Raw genomic sequence first — 19551 nt, forward strand, 5'->3', positions numbered from 1 at the left:
TTCGCCTTTTGTGGATGGGCCGGGCAGGCTCAGCTCCCCAGTTCCTGCCGATATCGACATGTTCGCCACCCCTATCTCCGATTTTAATCAGACCGGTGGCTGGTGCGCCCGTCAGGAATCGAACCTGAATCTGCGGCTTCGGAGACCACCATTCTATCCGTTGAACTACGGGCGCGGCACTCAGCGGGGCGTTTTTCGCATGGTCAGGGGGCGTCGGCAAGCAGGATTCTGCCTTCCCCAGGGCCGAGAATGCCTTTTGTTTCAAATTCGAGCATCGCTTTCCGAATTGTATCTCAGTAAAGTCGGCTCTCTCGCACTCCCATGAACCTGCACCTCTACGACTCTCCTATCTTCCGCATGGCCTGCCAGCAGTTTGATCTGGTGGCTGACTTCATGAACATCCCCGAAGCGGCCCGTGACCGCCTCAAGATGCCCAAGCGCGCGCTCGCAGTGTCCGTGCCCATCCGCATGGATGACGGTCGCGTGGAGGTCTTCATGGGCTATCGAGTGCAGCATCACCTCACGCTCGGACCCACGAAGGGCGGCATTCGTTTTCACCCGGATGTGACCATCGGCGAGGTCGCCGCTCTAGCCATGTGGATGAGCTGGAAGTGCGCTCTGGTAGGCCTGCCTTATGGCGGTGCCAAAGGTGGCGTGACCTGTGATCCTCGTTCTCTTTCCACCGGTGAACTGGAGCGCCTGACACGTCGATACACGCAGGAGCTCATCCCCGTTCTCGGGCCGCAGGTGGACATTCCGGCGCCGGATGTGGGCACGAATGAGCAGGTCATGGCCTGGATCATGGACACCTACTCTCTACAGATGGGACATGCCGTGCCTGGCGTGGTCACCGGGAAACCGGTGCTGCTTGGTGGCTCGCTGGGCCGCAAGGAAGCCACGGGCCGCGGTGTGGCCTACCTCGTCTCTCGTGCCATGGATACCCTGAACATTCAGGCGCAGGGTGCGACAGCGGTCATCCAAGGTTATGGCAATGTTGGTTCGGTCGCGGCGATCTCGATGGCGAAGCAGGGGATCAAGATCATCGCCGTGAGTGATGCCTTTGGCGGCATCTACAATGCGAACGGTCTGGACCTGAATGCCCTCAATGAATACGTGGCCAAAACACGGGGCGTGGTTGGCTTCCCCGAAGCAGAACCCATCACCAACGAGCAGCTTCTGCTGACGCCCTGTGACATTCTGGTGCCGGCAGCTTTGGAGCGTCAGATCACTGGCGAGAACGCCGCGCAGATCCAATGCCGCATCATCGCCGAAGGTGCGAACGGCCCCACCACTCCTGAAGCGGATGCCATCCTGGCCAAGAGACCGGAGATCTTTGTGATCCCTGACATCCTCTGCAACAGCGGTGGTGTCATCGCCTCCTACTTCGAGTGGGTGCAGGACCTGCAGAGCTTCTTCTGGAGCGAGGGCGAAGTCATGGACAAGCTCTTCCGCCTGCTGGAGCAGTCCTACATCCAGACCCTCAATCATGCGAAGAAGAACAGCATCTCCATGCGCTTCGCCGCCCTGAGCCTCGGCATCAAGCGCGTGCATGAGGCGAAGGCACTGCGCGGTTTGTATCCGTAAGTTTTTGACGATGCGTCAGGTTCCTGAAAACGAGTTCTCCGGCCCGGCTTTGACCGAGGGCGGCGGCTTGTTGCACACTCCTGCAACGTTGAGCATTGGGCAGCCGATCGAATGGGAATCCTACATGGAAGACGGATTGGGTCCGGCCAAGATGGCGGTGTTTGAGATGGCAAAGGGTTCGTATTTTTCTATCCAGTATGTCGAGCTTGGCCCGAAAGATGCCCTGATCTTTTATGTGATGAGGGGCGACGTTGCCCAGCACGCGGATGATGTCTTAATGGCGCTCGGCCTAACCAGCAGAGATCTTGGCTGGCTTGCGGATGGAGTTCAGCTTAAGCCGGTGCATCTGATAAGGCAGGATGACAACGGCGTTCAGTTTCATGCGGGCGATTTTCCATGTCGGGCGGATGCTGAAGCTGCGATCGTCCGACTGGCCGCTGGAGCTCACAAGCAAGCCTACTTTGTCGAGCCAATCACGGGCAAAGGGCCGTCATTACGCTTCTCCGATGACTTTCGCAGTCCGCCGTCGATAGTGCCTGAATGAGTTCTGTTGGAGTCTATCACTTCCCAATACAAAAGCTCGAGAAGATCACATCCAACACCTCTTCCACATCCACCACGCCCACGACCTCGCCAAGTGCTTGAAGCCCTTCACGCAGATCGAGGGCGATGTATTCCGGAGCCTGACCAGCATTCAGTGCCGCCTTCGCCGCGGTAATGTGTGCGGCCACACGCTCAAAACACACCTGATGGCGTGAGTTGATGGCCACGGGATGCTCGCTCATGAGCGGGCCGGAGTGCAGCACGAGCTCGCGGATGGCCTCGCGCAGAGCTTCCACGCCAGTGCCAGCTTCACAGGAAAGACGCACCGCCTCCCCAGGCCAGCCGGGAGCCACGCCGAGATCCGCTTTATTCAGCAGCAGGATGCGCCGCTTCTCAGCACCTTCTGGAAGCTCCACACGATGTGTTTGCGCCGGGGGCAGGGAAGCATCCACCACCTCCAAGATGAGATCGGCACGCTCGAGTTCACGGCGCGTGCGCTCCATGCCGACTTTCTCAATGCCATCGCTCGAATGCTCACGGAGTCCCGCAGTGTCCACCAGCCGCAGCGGGATGCCGTGGACCTGGATGACTTCCTCGATGGTGTCACGCGTGGTGCCTGCGGTCGGGCTGACGATGGCACGCTCAAAGCCTAACAAAACATTCAGCAGGCTGGACTTGCCCACGTTCGGCTCGCCGCAGATCACCGTGCGCGCACCATGACGGAGGATGCGGCCTTGCTCGCCGGTATCGATGAGGCGCCGGGCCCGTATGAGGACCTCGTCCATACGGGCGATCAGTGCCGCGCCGGTATCCGGCGAGATGTCCTCCTCCGGGAAATCAATGTAGGCCTCCACATGCGCGAGCACGGGAATGAGCACCTCTTTCAGAGCGAGAGCTTCCTTGCCAATGGCTCCGCCTAACTGCTCATGCGCAGCCCGTAGGGCCAAAGTACTCTGCGCCTGGATCAAATCCATCACGGCCTCAGCCTGGGTGAGATCCATCTTGCCATTCAAAAAGGCACGCTGCGTGAACTCGCCCGGCCCTGCGGCCCTTACGCCAGCCGCCAGCACGGCCTCGTAGACTTTTTGGGTCACCAGCAAGCCACCGTGCCCATGATACTCCACCACATCCTCACCGGTGTAGCTGGCAGGACCCCGGAAGCAGATGAGCAGTCCATCGTCCAGCGTGATGCCATCCGCAGTCTTCGCCGAGGCCCGATGTGCCATGCGCGGTGTTAGCTCCGTCGCGGGAGCCCTGCCGGCAAAAACCTTTGCCGCCACCTTCAGCGCTTCCGGCCCGGAAATGCGCAGCACCGCCAGCGCCGCCTCCCCAAGAGCCGTCGAAATCGCCGCGATAGTGTCATGCATCATCCCTCACGCCATAGCCAGTGGCGGCCCGGGATCAAAGGGAGATGCCACAATCCTCCATCCATCTGTGCCCTCTGCGCTATCTGCGGTTAAAAATTCCCCCCTCACTGATTCGCCCGGCTGCGATGCTCGCTCGGCCGCCAGCCGATCCACTTCTTGAACGTGTTGCTGAACACAAACGGGTTTTGATACCCCACCGTGTGCGAGACCGTCTCGATCTTCAGATTCGTGGTGGAGAGCAGTTCGCAGGCCTTGCGCATGCGCAGCCAGGTCACGTGGTGCATGGGCGTGCGCCCCAGGGCGCGGCGGCAGAGGCGGCGCAGATGCTCCGCGCTGACATGCGCCTGGTGGGCCAGTTCATCCAGGGTCCAGTCCCGGCCCACATCAGCAGCCACCATCTCCCAGAGGCGCCACAGGCGATCGTCCTGCTGCCAAGGCTGGGCAAAGCGCTCGATGTAGTTCTGGATCAACTCGACCCAGTGAAACATGGCGGAAGGTTTTGATTCATGACCCGCTTCTTCGATCAACCCCTCGATCGCTGAATACAAAGGTGCTCCCAGAAAGGACGCCATCAGTGGCGAGCTGCTGTTCAGGATCGGTTGTTGTCCCGGTTGCTGCTCATAGCGAACCCAGCAGCAGCGCCAGGGTTTGCCCTTCACCGCTTCAAAGGCGTTCACCATGAAAGGGGGAAGCGCCACCGCCATGCCCGCACCGCATTTTTGCCAGCGACCATCCACCAGCACTCGCCCCTCACCGCTCACGCAGGCCAGGAAATACAGGCCGCTCTGGTGCATCCGCACAATTCGATAGGGCGCATGCGCCGTCATGGTTCCAGCGTGGCAGATGCGATGGGTCTTCAGCGTCCCACACACAGGCGCGCCACGGATCCAGGGGCGGTTGTCTGAGGCACTCACCCGCACCACGCGATACTCCGTGTCCGTGCCGAGGGTGTGGGTTTCAGATAGTTCCTGGATGGCAGTGGACGCGTGCATGGAAGGCAGTTTGCGGTTGTTTAGACTTGTTGGCCCTGATGAACCGTGGATTCAATCCACTCTCATCCACCGTCAACTATCGTAAACCACTGTCAACCCAACCACTGCCATGCCCAATCCCTGGACCGGAATCGGAAATCCCTACACGAAGCAGGAAGTCGTCGACCGCCTGAAGGCCACGCTGGCAAAGGGCGAGCCCATCATCGCCGCAGGAGCAGGCACGGGCATCAGCGCCAAGTTCATTGAGAAGGGCGGCGCGGACCTCATCATCATCTACAATAGCGGTCGCTTCCGCATGATGGGCCACGGTTCCACCTGCGGCCTCATGGCTTATGGTGATGCGAATGCCATCGCCATGGAGATCGGCGAGTATGAGGTGCTTCCCGTCGTCAAAGAGATCCCGGTCGTCTGTGGCGTGCATGCCACGGATCCCCGCCGCCGCATGTGGCACTGGCTGGGCCGCGTGAAGGAAATGGGCTTCTCGGGCGTGAACAATTTCCCCACCCACACCATCGTGGACGGCCACTTCCGTGGCGTGCTGGAAGAGACCGGCATGAGCGTGGAAAAGGAGTTTGAGATGGTCGGTCTGGCCACACGCATGGACCTCTTCAGCATCGTCTACGTGGCCACTCCTGAGGAAGCCATCAAGATGGCGAAGAATGGCGCGGATGCCGTGATCGCTCACGTCGGCACCACTGTCGGTGGCAGCATCGGCGTGGTGAATGCCGTGGTCGATTGGGATCACACCGTCAAGGTCTCGCAGGACATCATCGATGCCGCGAAGAGCGTGAACCCAAACATCTTTACCCTCACTCACGGCGGCCCCATCAACACTCCGAAGGATGTCGAGTACATCCTGAGCAAGACCACCGCTGACGGCTTCGTCGGAGCCTCCAGCCTTGAGCGCATGGGCGTGGAAGACTCGCTCACCACGCTCACCCGTGAGTTCAAGAAGGTGCCAAAGCCCTAACTCATGATGCTTGAGTTTCCCAGCGAGGCTCAAGCATACATCAGATGCCTCTGCCGTGAGTTCCGGAAGGAACTCGTGTAGCCTGACCAGCCTGCAATGATGCGGCTGGCGGGCACACCTCGGCGGAGGTTTTGATACAGCGAGTCACTGCCCGCGACCTTGTGGAAGAGATTCAGCTTGTCACCGCTCATGCGGGCCAGCGCGCGACCATTCGTGAGGCGGTTCAGCACCTCCAGCATGCGCACATCCAGCGCGGTGAGATCCGTCGCCGCCTGTGGATGAATGCTCAGCTTCACGCCACCGAAGCCATTTCTTGAGTAAGGCGAGAAGCTCACGCCACTGGCCCCAAAGCCCTGGCACGCCGCCGCCATCGACTGTGCGTTCACACCACTGCCACCGGCATAACCAAAAGGATTGTCAGTGCCAATGCCGATGTCCACCGCTGCCGCTCCACCGAGGATGCCCGTGGCCACATAGTAGAAGGGCGACATGACATGCGGAATGTTAGGCGATGTCGCGTGCCAGCGCAGGCCCGTGTTGGCCCAGGTCATGTTACGCGTCCAGCCCTGCATCTTCACCACGGTCATCTTGGGGGCACGGCTGATCCAGCCATGCGCGGCCGTCATCATCGCCAGTTCGCCCACTGTCATGCCGTGAACATAGGGAATCGGGATCTGGCTGACAAAGGACTTCCAGCGCGACTCCACCGGCGGCCCCTCCACACGCCAGCCACCCATCGGATTCGGACGATCCAGCACCACGAAGAACTTGCCTTGCTCAGCCGCGGCCTCCATCGCCACCACCATGGTGCTGATGTAAGTATAACTGCGGCAGCCGATGTCCTGCACGTCAAACACCAGCACATCAATGCCCGCCAGTTGCTGCGCTGTTGGCTTGCGAGTCGGGCCATACAGCGAGTGCACGATCAAGCCCGTCACCGGATCACGCCGCGTGGCGATGTGCTTGCCCGCGCCCACGGTGCCATCGATGCCATGCTCCGGCCCATACAGGGCCACCAAACCCGGCCCAAGCGCCCGCTTCATCGCCACTCGCGTCAGCTCACCACGACTCGTATAGGCTGTGTGATTGGTGATCAAACCCACACGCTTGCCTCGCAGCAGGTCAAACCCACGCGCCGCGAGCATGTCGATCCCGAGCATGAAGGGCCCCGTTTGCGGAGCCTGCGCCATTGGCTGCTGCATCTGCTGCAGGGCCGGGGGCATCATCTGGCAGCCGGTCAGCGCAGCAGCGCTGGAAGAGAGGAGAAAAGAGCGGCGGGTGAGCATAGGCAGACGTGTGGTTCTTTTCGTGGTGGGAGCGGGGATGGTCAAGAGTTCAAAGCCTCACAGAGTCATGCTTGAGAAGTATGCACGTCACCTTCTTGACCCTGGTCTCCGCAAAGCCCTGTTCTTTCGACTGGCATTTTTTCTGCGAACCGCTTTCTCTGTGCCCATGCGTCCGACTCTCCTCACTCTTCGCCTAGCCGCGGCCTGGACGGGCCTTGGGCTGCTGGCGTCGATCTGGCCGGACTTGAAAGTAGCCTGGTTCATCGGCGCCGGTCTGCTGGCACTGGTCCTGGCTCTGGATGGCTTTCTTTTACCTCGGGCATCGGCATTAACGGCCAGTCGTGTCTTGCCCGGTCGCTTTGCCCTGGGCGTGCCAGGAGAGGCTACACTGACTCTGCGTCATACCTTGCAGCATGCGTTGCGAGTTCGTGTGCATGATGGCCTCCCGCCCGAAGCGGAATCCATCGGACTTCCCTGGGATGGCGAGCTGCCTGCGGGCGAGCACCTCGACCTCTCCTATCAGGTGCATTTCACCAAACGTGGACGTCATGTCTTCTCAGCCGCGCATATGCTCATCCGTTCGCGTTTCGGCTTTTGGCAGAGGCAGTATCGGCCCGGCACACCGAGCGAGACACGCTGCTATCCAAACTACGAGCCCATCGTGCGTTACTCGTTGCTCGCCATGGCGAACCGTGAGGAGCAGATGGGCATCATCAAACGTCGCCGTAAAGGTGCCACGCTGGATTTCCGCCAGCTTCGTGAATATCAGGATGGCGATGTCCTCTCCAAAGTGGACTGGAAGGCCACCGCACGCCGGCAGATGCTCATCAGCCGCGAGTTCGAAGAGCAGCGGGACCAGAGCGTGCTCCTCGTTCCAGACTGCGGCCGCCGCATGCGCGCCATGGATGGAGAGCTGAGCCAGTTTGACCACTGCTTGAATGCCATGCTGCTCATCGCCTACCTCGCGCTGAAGCAGGGAGATGAGGTCGGCGTCGCAGGCTTCGGCGGCATTCAGCGCTGGTTGAAGCCCGTGAAAGGCCTGCCAGCCATGCCAAAGCTGCTGAACCATCTGTATGACTACGAGGCCACCACCGAGCCGAGTGACTTCATCGAGGCCGCGCAGCGAGTGATGGCTCTGCAAAAGCGCCGCGCCCTTGTCATCCTGCTGACGAACCTGCGCACCGAGGACACCAGTCATCTCACCAAGGCCGTTCAGCTTCTGCAAAACCGCCATCTTGTGCTCGTTGCCACCCTGCGTGAGGCGGAGATGGAGACTCGTGCCGCGCGCCCCATCGCCACGGTCAATGATGCGCTCAGCTACGGCGCCCTCAGCCATTATCAGAGCCAGCGTGCGCAAATCTTGAAGACATTGGAAGCCCGCCACATCCCCACGGTGGATGAGACCGCCCAGCAGCTTCCCATCGCCCTGGCCAACCGCTATCTCGATCTGAAATCGAGCGGACGGATCTAGTCTCTGCTGACATGCCTCCTCTTCTCGACCAGGTCTTCGAGTGCGCTGAGGTTCCACCTGAGATCATGGACCAGCTCTGGGCCGCTGGCTGGAGGCATTTTGGCGCCACCTTCTTCCGCTATAACATGAGCGTGGATGCCGCTGGCATCAAAAGGATCACCCCACTCCGACTCGACCTCGAGAAAGTCCAGTTCACCAAAAGCCAGCGCCGCGTGCTCCGCCGGAATGCCGACCTCAGACACGTGTTTGAGCCCGCCCAGATCACCACGGAAGCCCAGGCCATGTTTCAGCGCCACAAGGCCCGCTTCAAAGAAAACGTGCCGGATGACCTCAGCACCTTCCTTTCCCATGACCCGGCACATGTGCCTGGGAAATGCGTGGAGTGCCGTGTGTATGAGGGAGACACTCTCCTCGCCATCAGTTACCTCGATGTCGGCACCACCTCCACCTCCGCCGTCTACGGCATGTTTGAGCCGGAGCATTCCTGGCGCAGCTTGGGCATTTACACCATGCTTTTGGAGATCGAGCACAGCCGCCAGCTTGGCTGCCGCCACTACTATCCCGGGTATGCCACGCGGGAACCCAGCGCCTACGACTACAAGAAGCAGCTCCGGGGCCTTGAAGTGCTGGATTGGGCCAGCGGCGAGTGGTCCAGCTATCAGGCACCCGCGGCCATCGCTGAAAATCCTTCCACACCATGCTTGCCAAGGGCGGATGACCCGCTAGTCTCCGGCAACTGATTGCACGGAAGAGTGGCTGAGTGGTTTAAGGTACCTGACTCGAAATCAGGCGTGGGGGTAACCCCACCGTGGGTTCGAATCCCACCTCTTCCGCCATTCTTCGCCGACCATAGAAGGCGAAGAATGCCCTCCGAAGCTTGCAGAGCGAAGGATGGGCTCCACCGTTTGCCGCCCGGCTTCGAATGGCACGCCGCTTTTAGAGGATGGAGCAGAGGCTGGCTATCCGAAACAAAAAGCCCTGAGACCTCATCACAGATCTCAGGGCTCCACATCAACTAGCAAGAATGGGTCATCACGGCTTCACCTCGAAGCTCACATTCTGGGTGATGCCGGACACCTGGCCTCTGAGGTAGAGCTGGTTGTTATACTTGTAGAGGGCTCCGGTCAGTGTGCGCTTCTTGCCCGCAGGTTCATAGATGCTGCCGGTGACCTGGCCGGTCAGCGTGTTCAGTGTCAGCACGGGTTTGCGCATGGCGGGAGTCTTGAAGATAAATTTGTTAGCTGTGCTGAAGTTGAGGTTTTCCATCACCGCGTTGATCTCGCCCAGCACCGATGGGATCTGCAGCGTGCCATCGCCCATGGCGCCTTCCAGGAAGCCCAGGGCGCGCTGGTTCAGCGCAGGCTTGGTCCAGGTGCCGCCAAACAGGGAACCGTAGGAGTTGATTCCGTTCGGGTAAAAGGCGCTCTTCGCCGCAGGCGGGCGGATGTAATAAATGCTCCCCTGCGAGAGCAGATGATCATGCTGGCCCAGGTCCGCGAACTTCAGCTTCTGCAAGCAGTGGCCCTTGCCGCCATGAAGAGTGGTGCATAGGGGCAGAACGGACTCCGTGGAGCTCTCAAAGGCCAGCGGGCCCGAGAAAGTGACCTTCACGCCGTCAGGCAGAGTCGTCGTGCCCGAGGTGGTGCCGTTGGGCTTCACCGTGGCAAACACCATGCCCTGGCCATTCAGGCCGTTGAGCATGAAGCTGCCGGAAAAATTACCCGCCACCTGGCTCACCGTGCCCACCGGAAACTGGATTACCTCATAGAGTTTCTGAGAATCCCAGTCAGCCCCTCCCGTGCTGACATGGAAGAAGCCGCCCACTTTCGCATCAATGATCAGGCCGATCGGCGTCAGCGGCGGGCTACCCACAGGTGAGGTGCGCGGGAAGGCCGTGGAAAAAAAGCCCTCCGGACTCAGCACACCGGAAAACGGGTAGCTCTTGGTGCCGTGGGTGAACTTGGCCGAAAAGCTGAATGCCGAGGTCTTGGTAAAGGTCAGGTTGCCAAACAGCGTCGGGTCTGTGTAGTCCCGCCACACGCCCACGTTTTTGCTGGCACGCTTGGGCAGCAGCCCCAGGTGCAGACGCACGCGGTGCTGGGCGGCTGTCACGGAGGACGCATCGAGCCCGTCCACCGTGATGTGGTAGGTGGTGTTCTTCGTCGCGTAAAAGGTGCAGCTGCCGCCGCGATAGGTGCCTCCGTTGATATTCGTCCAGTGATCATCACTGAAAACGACTCGTGTCAGCGCGTTCACGGTCGCGCCGGTGTAGACACCGATGATGGGGTCATAGATGGCCATCGTCTCCGGCTCTTTGAGGGTGTCCACCGTACAAAAGCCATCTTCCGGCGCCGTCCATTTCCACCAAGCCGACTTGCCCGCCGCTCCGTCCTCCCAGACCAGTGGAGGTTCGCCGTTTTCGCTGGTGTAGTTCAAAAGGGAGATGTTGGGCGAGGTGTACTGTCCGCCGCTGATCTCGGTCGCGGCGGCGAAGTTGTCCTCGCCGGCCTGGGCCTGCGAGGAAGTGCTTCCGAGCAGCGCGGCGGCGAGGAAGGTGGAGCGTATGACGTTGGTTTTCATCAGATGGAATGGGGTCGTTGTGACGCCACGACCATGCGCCACCCCTGAAAACCCACCATCCGACTTCGGGCGGACAGAGCAGCCTCATGGTATCCGACGAAGGTCGGAGGTCAGATGGCTAACAAAAAGGGTGTTCAATACTCCTCTCGGGTGATTTCGGGATGTCTCCGTCACTCCCAGAGCTTTATCCACAAGTCCGACGTCCGTGAGGACATGGGTCGCTAGTCCAGGACAACACCATGGATGACACATGCCGCGCTCCCTCGATCGTTCGGACTCCTGCGTTCATGAGTGTTAGCCGAACAAAAAGCCCTGAGACCTCATCACAGATCTCAGGGCTCCACATCAACTCGCAAAAGTTAGTCATCACGGCGTCACCTCGAAGCTCACATTCTGCGTGGTGCCGGCGACCTGGCCTTTGAGGAAGAGCTGGTTGTTATGCTTGTAGAGAGCACCGGTGATCGTGCGCTTCTTGCCCGCAGGCTCATAGATGCTGCCCGTCACCAGTCCGGTGGTCGTGTTCAGCGTCAGCACCGGTTTGCGCATAGCGGGTGTCTTGAAGATAAATTTGTTCGCGATGCTGAGGTTCAGGCCTTCCATCACATCATTTGCGATCTCTCCCGCCACCATCGGGATGCGTAGCGTGCCGTCACCCATTGTGCCATTCAGGAAGCCCAGAGCACGCTGGTTGGCCAGAGGCTTCACATACGTGCCGCCCTCAAGGATGCCGTCGGCATCGATCCCTGCCGTGTAGAAGGCCGACTTCGGCGCTGGCGGACGCACATAATAGACTCTGCCCACGGAGTTCATGCGGTCTTCCTGACCAAGTTCCACGAAGCGCAGCTTCTGGAAGAAGTAGCCTTTACCAGTTTGCTGGGTTGCGCACACCGGCAGCACGGACTCCGTGCCGCTGTAGCGGGTCAGCGGGCCTGAGAAAGTCACCTTCACACCATCAGGCAGTGTGGTCGTGCCAGTCACGGTGCCGTTGGGCTTCACCGTCGCAAAGACCAGACCGTTCGCGGCCACATTGTTGTCCAGCGCAAAGCTGCCGGAGAAATTGCCCGCCACCTTGCTGAACGTGCCAGCAGGGAAGGAGATCACTTCCAGCAAGTCCTCCCTCGACCACTCCACGCCGCCGTAGCCCACGTGAAAAGAGCCGCCATCTTTGGCATCGATGATCAGCCCCAGAGGTGCCAGCGGAGGGCTGCCGGCGGGTGCCGAGCGTGGAAAGGAGATGGAGTAAAAGCCTTCCGGGCTCAGCACACCGGCGAACGAATGGCTCTTCTGGCCGACGGTGAACTTGGCGGTGAAACTGTAGGCAGAGGTCTTGCTGAAGCTCAGGGTGCCGTGGAGGCTGGGCTCGCCAAAGATCCTCCATGCGCCGGCTTTCTTTGTCGGGCGCTTCGGCAGCAGGGCCAGCTTCATGGACATTTGGTGCTGGGTCGCGGTGATGTTGGAAGGTGAGAGGCCATCGACCACAATGTGGTAGGTCGTGTTCTTCACCGCGTAGAACGTGCAGCTCGCGCCGCGATGCGATGCCCCGTTTCCGCTCGTCCAATGGTCATCGCTAAATGCCACCAATGTCAGTGCATTCACAGTCTGCCCGGTGGCCACGGCGATCACGGTGTCCCGGATGTGCTCGGCCTCGGTCTCCTTCAGCGTGTCGACCGTGCAGAAGCCATCTTCAGGGGCCGTCCACTTCCACCAGACAGTCTTGCCAGCCCCCGGGTCGCCCCAGAACAGGCCTGGCTCGCCAGCCTGCATCGTACAGTTCAGGATGGAGTGATCATCTGACTGGTATCGGGTGAAGCCGGAGATGTCGGTCGCGTTCTCAAAGTTGTCCGCATAGGCGAGAGCTTTGTTGCAGGCGGAGCCGAGCAAAGCTGCGGCGAGAAAAAGAGAGCGTGTGAAGTTGGATTTCATGAGGGGGCGTTGGTGTGACGCAGCGACCATGTGCCTCTCCTGAAAACCCCACCATCCGACTTCGGACGGACAACACGCCCTCAACTCATCCGACGAAGGTCGGAGGTCAAATGACTAACAAAAAGAGTTTCAAATTCTCCTTTCGGATGACTCGGGATGTCTCCCTCATGCCTCTGCGATCAATGCCGCCGCCTTGCCTAACCTCTCCCGCAATGGCACCGCTTTCTCCGCCAGTGCTTTCTGCTCTAACTCATACTGCGCACGACCTTCCGCTGTTTCGATCGGGATCGGCTCATAGCCCAGATGCTTCAGATCATAGGGGCTTGCACGCATGTCGAGATCCCGTCCTTCAAAGGCCAGCGCAAAGCACTCTCCCACGAGACTGCTACCGACCCAGGGCCATAGCTTCGCGGACCATTTGTACAGGTCCATGTTGGTGTGGAGACAGCCGCCCTGCTCCATCTCCAGTCGCGTCTCCAGCACGGGCTGGAAGACATTCATCGGCCGTGCTTCAGGCGTGAAGAAGCGGAAGGCATCGTAGTGTGAGCAGCACACCGTCTGCGACCTCACAAACTCCGCCAGCGTCTCCGGCGAGAGCCGCAGCTCATAACCCTGATGGCGCACCTGCTCACGTGGCTGCTGATACACCATGGCCCACTCATGCAGGCCATAGCAGCGCAGACGTGGCGGGCGGTTCGTGATCGCCGTGCAGAGGGAAGCCACCCAGCGCGCCAGATCACGCAGGCCGGAGCCCATTGTGTGCGTGCCCATTTGCGTCACTGAGCCTTCACGCTGCATCGGGGCCGTGCCGAGCCATGGCATCTCCTGCACATCTTCATCCGCGACCTCGATATTCACGCCCAGCGGCGGCATCCAGCGCTTCAGCTTGGCGGGAGAAAACTGGTAATAGGTGAAGAGGAAGTCGTGCACCGGATGTTTTTCACCACGGCTCCGGCGCTCCACAAAGGCATCGGCCTGTGCGCTCACCAGCCTGAGATGCTCTTCCATCTGCGCCCGCCACCCGGCACGAGCCAGAGCTGGGGCAGGGGAGAGTGAGGGCGATATCATGAGCAAAGTTGGTTTGTCATGCGCCCATCAGCGCCACGGCCACGGAATCCACTAGCGGCTTGCCCGCACGGGTGAGGCGGATGTGACCATTCTCGACCAGGAGTAGCCCCTCCTCTCCCAGCACGCGGATCATACGTTGTTCGGGTGCCTTGACCAGGCTCTCTGGAAGCCCGCGCGCGGTGCGCAGTTCCAGCCCGAATCGTTCGGTGCGGCGTTGCTCAGCCGTGAGTGCCTCGCCAGGCTGGGCGGCGCTTTGGCCAGATTGCAGGAGCTCGATGTAGCGGTTGGTATCTGCGATGTTCTGCCAGCGATGATCCTTGGCCGTGGAGTAGGATCCTGGACCGAGACCGATGTAGTCTTCACCCAGCCAGTAGGCTTCGTTATGAATGGAGCGGTAACCCGGACGCGCATAGTTACTGATTTCGTAGTGCTCGTAGCCAGCCGAGTTCAGCTGGTCCAGCGCTGCATAGAAGAAGTCGGCATCACGCTCTTCTTCCACGCGATACTGCCCTTTGCGCAGACGCTCGAAGAACTCCGTGTCCTCCTCATAGTTCAGATTGTAGGCCGAGATATGGTTCGGGTTGAGCGAGATGCTCCGCTCCAGCGTGCCCCTCCAGGCTTCGAGGCTCTGTCCCGGAATCGAAAACATCAAATCAATGCTCACGCTGCGAAAGCCTGCTTTGCGCAGTGTGTGAAAGGTCTCCTCGGCATCATCGGGTGCATGGTCGCGACCTAGCGTGCGCAGCGTCTCCTCATCCCAGGCCTGGATGCCCAGGCTGATGCGGTCGATGCCTTGGGCACGCATCATATCCGCTTTCGAATCCGTGATCGTGCGCGGATTCACCTCGCAGGTGAACTCACGCACTCCGGTGAGATCCATGCGCTCCCGCAGTCCGGTCAGCAGCCGCTCCAGATGCACCTCGCTCAGGGCCGTGGGGGTGCCGCCGCCGAAATAGACCGTGTCCAGCTTCAGGTCATAGTCGCGGCCCGCCATCTCAGCCTCCGCCAGCACCGCATCCACAAACGCCGCCATGGGCGTGTTTCCCGGTGTGTGCTTGTAGAAGCTGCAATACGGGCAAACGCGGTGGCAGAAGGGGATGTGGACGTAGAGGTGGCGCACTGAGGGGGCTACCAAGGTGCCTCCAAAGGGACACAAAAGCATCCAGTTTGTTGTGTCCGCCTGGGACTGTGCCCAAACAAAAAGGAGGTGCCCGGTTTTCCCAGGCACCTCCCTTGAATTTACAAGATGGCTCTAAGATCAGTCCTCGCCACTGCTCGCGGCGAGCTGGGCGATGACGTTGATGTCTTCCAGCGTGGTGGTGTCACCCTTGATCAGCTCGCCAGCGGCGATCTGTTTCAGGAGACGGCGCATGATCTTGCCGGAGCGGGTCTTTGGCAGAGCTGCGGCAAAGCGGATCTCATCCGGAGTCGCCACGGGACCGATGACCTTGCGCACGTGCTTCTTCAGCTCGTCAGCGAGTTCGCGGTTGGCGGTGATGCCTTCCTTCACAGTGACAAAGCAGACCACACCCTGGCCCTTCATCTCATCGGGGCGACCCACGACTGCGGACTCGGCCACGGAAGGATGAGAGATGAGCGCGCTCTCCACCTCGGCAGTGCCGAGACGGTGACCCGCCACGTTGAGCACATCATCGATTCGGCCGATGATCCAGAAGTTGCCGTCCTTGTCACGACGGGCTCCGTCGCCAGCAAAGTACCAGCCTTTGAAGTCACTCCAGTAAGCGTCCTGATAGCGCTTCTTGTCACCCCAGATGCCGCGCAGCATGGATGGCCATGGCTTGCGGATGACCAGCTTGCCCTGCTCATTGACGCCGACTTCCTTGCCGAGATCATCCACGATGGCTGCATCCACGCCGAAGAAGGGCAGGGTGGCCGTGCCGGGCTTCGTGGGAGTCGCGCCAGGCAGAGGCGTGAGCATGTGGCCGCCGGTTTCGGTCTGCCACCAGGTGTCCACAATCGGGCATTTGCCGCCGCCTACCTTGTTATGATACCACATCCAGGCTTCCGGATTGATCGGCTCACCCACGGTGCCGAGCAGGCGCAGGCTGCTGAGGTCATGCTTCTTCAGCCACTCATCACCCCACTTCATGAAGGAGCGGATGGCGGTCGGAGCGGTGTAAAACACCGTCACTGCATATTCTTCGATGATCTTCCAGAAGCGGTCATTCTCCGGCCAGTTCGGCGCGCCTTCAAACATCAAAGATGTGGCACCGAGCGCCAGCGGTCCATAGACCATGTAGGTGTGGCCCGTGACCCAGCCGATATCGGCGGTGCACCAGTACACATCATCATCACGCAGATCGAAGACGTATTTGCAGGTCATCTGCGCGTGCAGAAGGTAACCGCCGGTCGTGTGCAGGATGCCCTTCGGCTTGCCCGTGCTGCCGCTGGTATAAAGGATGAACAGAGGTGACTCAGAATCCATCGCCACGGCGGCGCAGTTGGCGTCCACATACTCCAGCTCGCGGTGCCACCAGACATCGCGGCCTTCTTCGATGTGCACATCCTGGCCGGTGCGGCGATGAACGATCACCGTCTCCACCGGAGTGTCACCACCCTTGAGAGCATCATCCACATTCTTCTTCAAAGGCACCACAGCACCGCGACGATAGCCGCCGTCTGCCGTGACAATGATCTTCGCGCCGCAGTCGAGCACGCGGTCCTTGATGGACTCCGCGCTGAAGCCGCCAAAGATCACACTGTGCATCGCGCCGATGCGTGTGCACGCCAGCATGGCGATCGCTGCCTCAGGGATCATTGGCATGTAGATGATCACACGGTCACCCTTCTTCACCTTGTTGCGCTTCAGTACATTAGCAAAGCGGCACACTTCACGGTGCAGTTGCTGATAGGTCAGCACTCGCTTCTCGCCGGGCTCGCCTTCCCAGATTAGAGCCGCCTTTGTCTTGCGCGGACCTTCCAGATGACGGTCCAGGCAGTTCTCACTGACGTTCAGCTTGCCACCGACAAACCACTTCGCGTTCGGGCATTTCCAGTCCAGCACCTTGGTGAAGGGCTTGCTCCAGTTCAGTTCCTTCGCTTCACGGCCGAAGAACTTGTCAGGATGCTTGAGGGACTCCTCATGCATCTTCTTGTACTGGGCCATCGAGCTGATGCGCGCCTTCTTGGAGAACTCAGCGCTAGGCTTGAACACGCGGTTCTCGACCAGCAGGGACTTGTTGTTGCTGCTGGCGGCCTTGGCGGCTTTCGCAGCTTTCTTCGGGGCGGGTTTGGCGGCTTTCTTCTTGCTCATGAGGTTGGGAAAGGGGCGGAGTTAACGCAGGAGGGCGGAGGCTACATGCAGGGAAGTCCGTCTGGCAATCACGTACTACAATACTTTGAAACAAACGTTGGCAGGCCTGGATAGGTTTGGAAGCCCTCGGTTGGCCACGGGAGACCTATCCCTTCAAATCCCCGCACTTTGGCAAGTTTGGCTGCATCCGCAGACCCATTCCATTCTCACCCGGTCCCATACTTTCAGACAAAGAATGCTTGCCCCGCAGCGTTGGTTTCAGCCAGACTTTTTCACCCATATGGAAAACACCCCAGCCAACTCGTCGCGCCGAGACTTCATCAAGACCGCCACCCAGGCAACCGCCGGCCTGTCTGTGCTTTCCGGCATCCACATCCCCTATGTCCATGCCCAGGGAGATGACACCATCAGCGTGGCCCTCGTCGGCTGCGGTGGTCGCGGCACCGGTGCTGCCAGCAACATGATGGGCGTGAAGCAGCGCACCCGCCTCGTCGCCATGGCCGACGTGCAGGAAAACCGCCTTGAGGCCAGCTTCAATGGTCTGAGCGGCAAGCACCCCGACCGCTTCTCCGTTTCCGCCGATACCAAGTTCATCGGATTCGATGCCTACAAGAAGGCCATCGACATGCTGAAGCCAAACGACATCGTCATCCTCGCCACGCCTCCGGCCTTCCGCTGGGTGCAGTTCCAATACGCCATCGACAAGGGCGTGAACGTCTTCATGGAAAAGCCCATCTGCGTGGATGCCCCGAGCGGACGCCGCATGCTGGAGCTGGGCAAGAAGGCTGAAGCCAAAGGTCTCAAAGTCGGCGTCGGCCTCATGTGCCGTCACTGTCGCGTGCGTGGTGAGCTCTTTGATCGCATCCAGCAGGGCGAGATCGGCGATATCATTCTCGGTCGCGCTTACCGTCTCCAGGGTCCAGTGGGCACATGCTTCACCAAGCCGCGTGATGTGGCCACCGACCCGAACGAACTGATCTACCAGATCAAGAACTTCCACAGCTTCCTCTGGGCTTCCGGCGGTGCCTTCAGCGACTTCAACATCCACAACATCGACGAGATCTGCTGGATGAAGAACGACTTCCCGATCGAGGCCAAGGCCACCGGCGGCCGCACCGAGCGTGGCGACTACGTGGACCAGAACTTCGACCACTACAGCGTGGAGTACACCTTCCGCGATGGCAGCAAGTTCTGGCTCGAAGGCCGCAACGCCATGAAGACTCACAACGAGTTCGCCAGCTACGTGCACGGCAGCAAAGGCATGGCCGTCGTCTCCACCGCCGGTCACTTCCCGTCGAAGGCGATGACCTTCAAAGGTCAGAACAAGAACCCCAAGGAAATCATCTGGCGCGGCAAGCAGCCCGAGCCGAATCCATATGATCTCGAGTGGCAGGACCTCGTCGACGCCATCACGAACGGCAAGCCTTACAATGAAGTCGAGCGCGGTGCCATGGCCAGCCTCGTCACCGTCATGGGCCGTATGAGCGCCCACACCGGCCAGCTCGTGACCTTTGACCAGCTCATGGCCCACGATCACGAGTTCGCTCCGAACGTCGACAAGCTCACCATGGATGGTGCCGCACCGCTCATCGCTGACGCCAGCGGCAAGTATCCGATCCCGCTCCCCGGCGTGAACGGCCTCTATGAGTACGTCGTGCCGAAGGCATGATCTGAAGCTCTGCTATTATAATAGGAGCCCTGAGGCCTTCATTGGCTTCAGGGCTTTTTCGTGCAATCGTCGTTCACGAATTCGGATGGCACTCCGATCCTCGCGAAGCGTCAAGAGTGCGATGAGAAGCGCTCAAGCGCGACACTGCTGTCGTGAGCCGTGCACACAATCGAAGGCCAACTCGTGACGAGGACACTTTCGACAGAAGCATCGAGCCCGGGCTCTACCACCAATGAAAAGACCCGCTACGCGAAGCCGTAGGAGGGCTGGTTTGAAGCCTCGGAGAGGCGAAAGGAAATAGCCCCCGGCTTCAGCCGGGGGTAATTGTGTGAGCGCTCTCTCATCGCAGCCAAGTCCCGGTGAGGGACGAAAGAGATCAGCATTCGCCCCAGCCAACCAATGCCATCAGCCAAATGAACCAATGCCTTCCTTCATCTCTCAGGGGCTTTGGATTGAGCCGTGATGCAATAACCAAAAGCAGCATACAGCGCCCCTTCGCGATCTGCGCATTCCCCAGGCATGTCGCGCTTGCTGTTTCTGGCCTAGACCTCTTATCTTCCAATCCACGGCTATGTTTTTCTATCTAGTCCTGCCCCTCATGGCCTTCAACCTGTGGCAATGCTCGTACATGACATGGCTCTATTCGCGCAGACCTGAGGCGTGGAATCTCTTCGTGAAAAACTGGGAGATGGGCAGCAACAGGAAAATTCGGCCTGTGAGATTCCTCGTTGGACTTTGGCTGGGCTTTATGGCGGCGGTTGCCGCACTCTCCTTCTTTTATCACTATGTCTTAAGCGAAGTAAAATGAAGACCGACCCGGCAAA

The 19551-nt window shown here is 59.9% G+C and carries 15 protein-coding genes and 2 tRNA genes; 8 read left to right on the top strand and 9 right to left on the bottom strand.

What is annotated here, in order from left to right; all coding sequences use genetic code 11:
- Window positions 1-100 precede the first annotated feature (100 nt).
- A tRNA-Arg gene (locus BGE01nite_RS02005) sits at window positions 101-175 on the bottom strand.
- 146 nt (window positions 176-321) lie between these two features.
- Here BGE01nite_RS02005 and BGE01nite_RS02010 point away from each other — a divergent pair.
- Together BGE01nite_RS02010 and BGE01nite_RS02015 are read left to right on the top strand one after the other, a co-directional pair.
- Entirely contained in the window at window positions 322-1584 is a 1263-nt protein-coding gene (locus BGE01nite_RS02010; RefSeq protein WP_246145644.1) for a Glu/Leu/Phe/Val family dehydrogenase, read from the top strand.
- Between the two features lie 10 nt (window positions 1585-1594).
- Window positions 1595-2128 carry a hypothetical protein gene (locus BGE01nite_RS02015; protein ID WP_146848591.1) on the top strand — a complete coding sequence of 178 codons (534 nt, stop codon included), beginning with the start codon at window positions 1595-1597 and terminating at the stop codon, window positions 2126-2128.
- Window positions 2129-2144: 16 nt separating this feature from the next.
- On the opposite strand, the gene mnmE is transcribed toward BGE01nite_RS02015, so the two are convergent.
- Both mnmE and BGE01nite_RS02025 read right to left on the bottom strand, forming a co-directional pair.
- Window positions 2145-3497 carry a tRNA uridine-5-carboxymethylaminomethyl(34) synthesis GTPase MnmE gene (mnmE, locus tag BGE01nite_RS02020; RefSeq protein ID WP_246145645.1) on the bottom strand — a complete coding sequence of 451 codons (1353 nt, stop codon included), beginning with the start codon at window positions 3495-3497 and terminating at the stop codon, window positions 2145-2147.
- Window positions 3498-3598: 101 nt separating this feature from the next.
- On the bottom strand, window positions 3599-4486 hold the full coding sequence (locus BGE01nite_RS02025; RefSeq protein WP_146848592.1) for an AraC family transcriptional regulator: 888 nt from the start codon (window positions 4484-4486) through the stop codon (window positions 3599-3601).
- A 109-nt stretch (window positions 4487-4595) separates the two neighbouring features.
- On the opposite strand from BGE01nite_RS02025, the gene BGE01nite_RS02030 reads away from it, so the two are divergent.
- Complete coding sequence (locus BGE01nite_RS02030) at window positions 4596-5456, top strand: phosphoenolpyruvate hydrolase family protein (protein ID WP_146848593.1); 861 nt, start codon at window positions 4596-4598, stop codon at window positions 5454-5456.
- Between the two features lie 29 nt (window positions 5457-5485).
- Here BGE01nite_RS02030 and BGE01nite_RS02035 read toward each other — a convergent pair whose 3' ends face one another.
- Window positions 5486-6742, bottom strand: a complete 1257-nt coding sequence (locus BGE01nite_RS02035; RefSeq protein ID WP_146848594.1) for an exo-beta-N-acetylmuramidase NamZ family protein — start codon at window positions 6740-6742, stop codon at window positions 5486-5488.
- Window positions 6743-6908: 166 nt separating this feature from the next.
- Here BGE01nite_RS02035 and BGE01nite_RS02040 point away from each other — a divergent pair, with 166 nt between their 5' ends.
- The 3 genes from BGE01nite_RS02040 to BGE01nite_RS02050 all read left to right on the top strand — a co-directional run bounded on the left by BGE01nite_RS02040 (window position 6909) and on the right by BGE01nite_RS02050 (window position 9049).
- Entirely contained in the window at window positions 6909-8213 is a 1305-nt protein-coding gene (locus tag BGE01nite_RS02040; protein WP_170266526.1) for a DUF58 domain-containing protein, read from the top strand.
- Window positions 8214-8224: 11 nt separating this feature from the next.
- Entirely contained in the window at window positions 8225-8953 is a 729-nt protein-coding gene (locus BGE01nite_RS02045; protein WP_146848596.1) for a GNAT family N-acetyltransferase, read from the top strand.
- 6 nt (window positions 8954-8959) lie between these two features.
- A tRNA-Ser gene (locus BGE01nite_RS02050) sits at window positions 8960-9049 on the top strand.
- Between the two features lie 196 nt (window positions 9050-9245).
- Here BGE01nite_RS02050 and BGE01nite_RS02055 read toward each other — a convergent pair.
- From BGE01nite_RS02055 to acs, 5 genes are all read right to left on the bottom strand, one after another.
- A complete protein-coding gene (locus BGE01nite_RS02055; protein WP_146848597.1) occupies window positions 9246-10793 on the bottom strand; it encodes a hypothetical protein in 1548 nt (515 codons plus the stop codon).
- A gap of 366 nt (window positions 10794-11159) precedes the next feature.
- Window positions 11160-12716: a hypothetical protein gene (locus BGE01nite_RS02060; RefSeq protein WP_146848598.1), complete on the bottom strand. Its 1557-nt coding sequence runs from the start codon at window positions 12714-12716 to the stop codon at window positions 11160-11162.
- A gap of 165 nt (window positions 12717-12881) precedes the next feature.
- On the bottom strand, window positions 12882-13784 hold the full coding sequence (locus BGE01nite_RS02065) for a hypothetical protein (protein WP_146848599.1): 903 nt from the start codon (window positions 13782-13784) through the stop codon (window positions 12882-12884).
- A 16-nt stretch (window positions 13785-13800) separates the two neighbouring features.
- Window positions 13801-14919 carry a radical SAM family heme chaperone HemW gene (gene hemW / locus BGE01nite_RS02070; protein WP_170266527.1) on the bottom strand — a complete coding sequence of 373 codons (1119 nt, stop codon included), beginning with the start codon at window positions 14917-14919 and terminating at the stop codon, window positions 13801-13803.
- Window positions 14920-15042: 123 nt separating this feature from the next.
- Window positions 15043-17058 carry an acetate--CoA ligase gene (gene acs, locus BGE01nite_RS02075; RefSeq protein WP_146848601.1) on the bottom strand — a complete coding sequence of 672 codons (2016 nt, stop codon included), beginning with the start codon at window positions 17056-17058 and terminating at the stop codon, window positions 15043-15045.
- A gap of 280 nt (window positions 17059-17338) precedes the next feature.
- Between acs and BGE01nite_RS02080 the strand changes: the two genes are divergently transcribed.
- Together BGE01nite_RS02080 and BGE01nite_RS29330 are read left to right on the top strand one after the other, a co-directional pair.
- On the top strand, window positions 17339-18727 hold the full coding sequence (locus BGE01nite_RS02080) for a Gfo/Idh/MocA family protein (RefSeq protein ID WP_146848602.1): 1389 nt from the start codon (window positions 17339-17341) through the stop codon (window positions 18725-18727).
- Between the two features lie 598 nt (window positions 18728-19325).
- Window positions 19326-19535, top strand: a complete 210-nt coding sequence (locus BGE01nite_RS29330) for a hypothetical protein (protein ID WP_146848603.1) — start codon at window positions 19326-19328, stop codon at window positions 19533-19535.
- The last annotated feature ends 16 nt before the right edge of the window (window positions 19536-19551 follow it).

Origin of the sequence: Prosthecobacter gellanilyticus (assembly GCF_007992435.1) — a bacterium.
In the GTDB taxonomy this organism is placed as follows: domain Bacteria; phylum Verrucomicrobiota; class Verrucomicrobiia; order Verrucomicrobiales; family Verrucomicrobiaceae; genus Prosthecobacter; species Prosthecobacter gellanilyticus.

What these genes read in the sequence shown, in the direction of transcription:
- BGE01nite_RS02040 (WP_170266526.1), top strand. Translation starts at nt 6,909, where the DNA reads ATGCGTCCGACTCTCCTCACTCTTCGCCTAGCCGCGGCCTGGACGGGC.
- BGE01nite_RS02035 (WP_146848594.1), bottom strand. Translation starts at nt 6,742, where the DNA reads ATGCTCACCCGCCGCTCTTTTCTCCTCTCTTCCAGCGCTGCTGCGCTG.
- BGE01nite_RS02080 (WP_146848602.1), top strand. Translation starts at nt 17,339, where the DNA reads ATGGAAAACACCCCAGCCAACTCGTCGCGCCGAGACTTCATCAAGACC.
- BGE01nite_RS29330 (WP_146848603.1), top strand. Translation starts at nt 19,326, where the DNA reads ATGGCCTTCAACCTGTGGCAATGCTCGTACATGACATGGCTCTATTCG.
- acs (WP_146848601.1), bottom strand. Translation starts at nt 17,058, where the DNA reads ATGAGCAAGAAGAAAGCCGCCAAACCCGCCCCGAAGAAAGCTGCGAAA.
- BGE01nite_RS02060 (WP_146848598.1), bottom strand. Translation starts at nt 12,716, where the DNA reads ATGAAATCCAACTTCACACGCTCTCTTTTTCTCGCCGCAGCTTTGCTC.
- BGE01nite_RS02045 (WP_146848596.1), top strand. Translation starts at nt 8,225, where the DNA reads ATGCCTCCTCTTCTCGACCAGGTCTTCGAGTGCGCTGAGGTTCCACCT.
- BGE01nite_RS02065 (WP_146848599.1), bottom strand. Translation starts at nt 13,784, where the DNA reads ATGATATCGCCCTCACTCTCCCCTGCCCCAGCTCTGGCTCGTGCCGGG.
- mnmE (WP_246145645.1), bottom strand. Translation starts at nt 3,497, where the DNA reads ATGATGCATGACACTATCGCGGCGATTTCGACGGCTCTTGGGGAGGCG.
- BGE01nite_RS02015 (WP_146848591.1), top strand. Translation starts at nt 1,595, where the DNA reads ATGCGTCAGGTTCCTGAAAACGAGTTCTCCGGCCCGGCTTTGACCGAG.
- BGE01nite_RS02030 (WP_146848593.1), top strand. Translation starts at nt 4,596, where the DNA reads ATGCCCAATCCCTGGACCGGAATCGGAAATCCCTACACGAAGCAGGAA.
- BGE01nite_RS02010 (WP_246145644.1), top strand. Translation starts at nt 322, where the DNA reads ATGAACCTGCACCTCTACGACTCTCCTATCTTCCGCATGGCCTGCCAG.
- BGE01nite_RS02055 (WP_146848597.1), bottom strand. Translation starts at nt 10,793, where the DNA reads ATGAAAACCAACGTCATACGCTCCACCTTCCTCGCCGCCGCGCTGCTC.
- BGE01nite_RS02025 (WP_146848592.1), bottom strand. Translation starts at nt 4,486, where the DNA reads ATGCACGCGTCCACTGCCATCCAGGAACTATCTGAAACCCACACCCTC.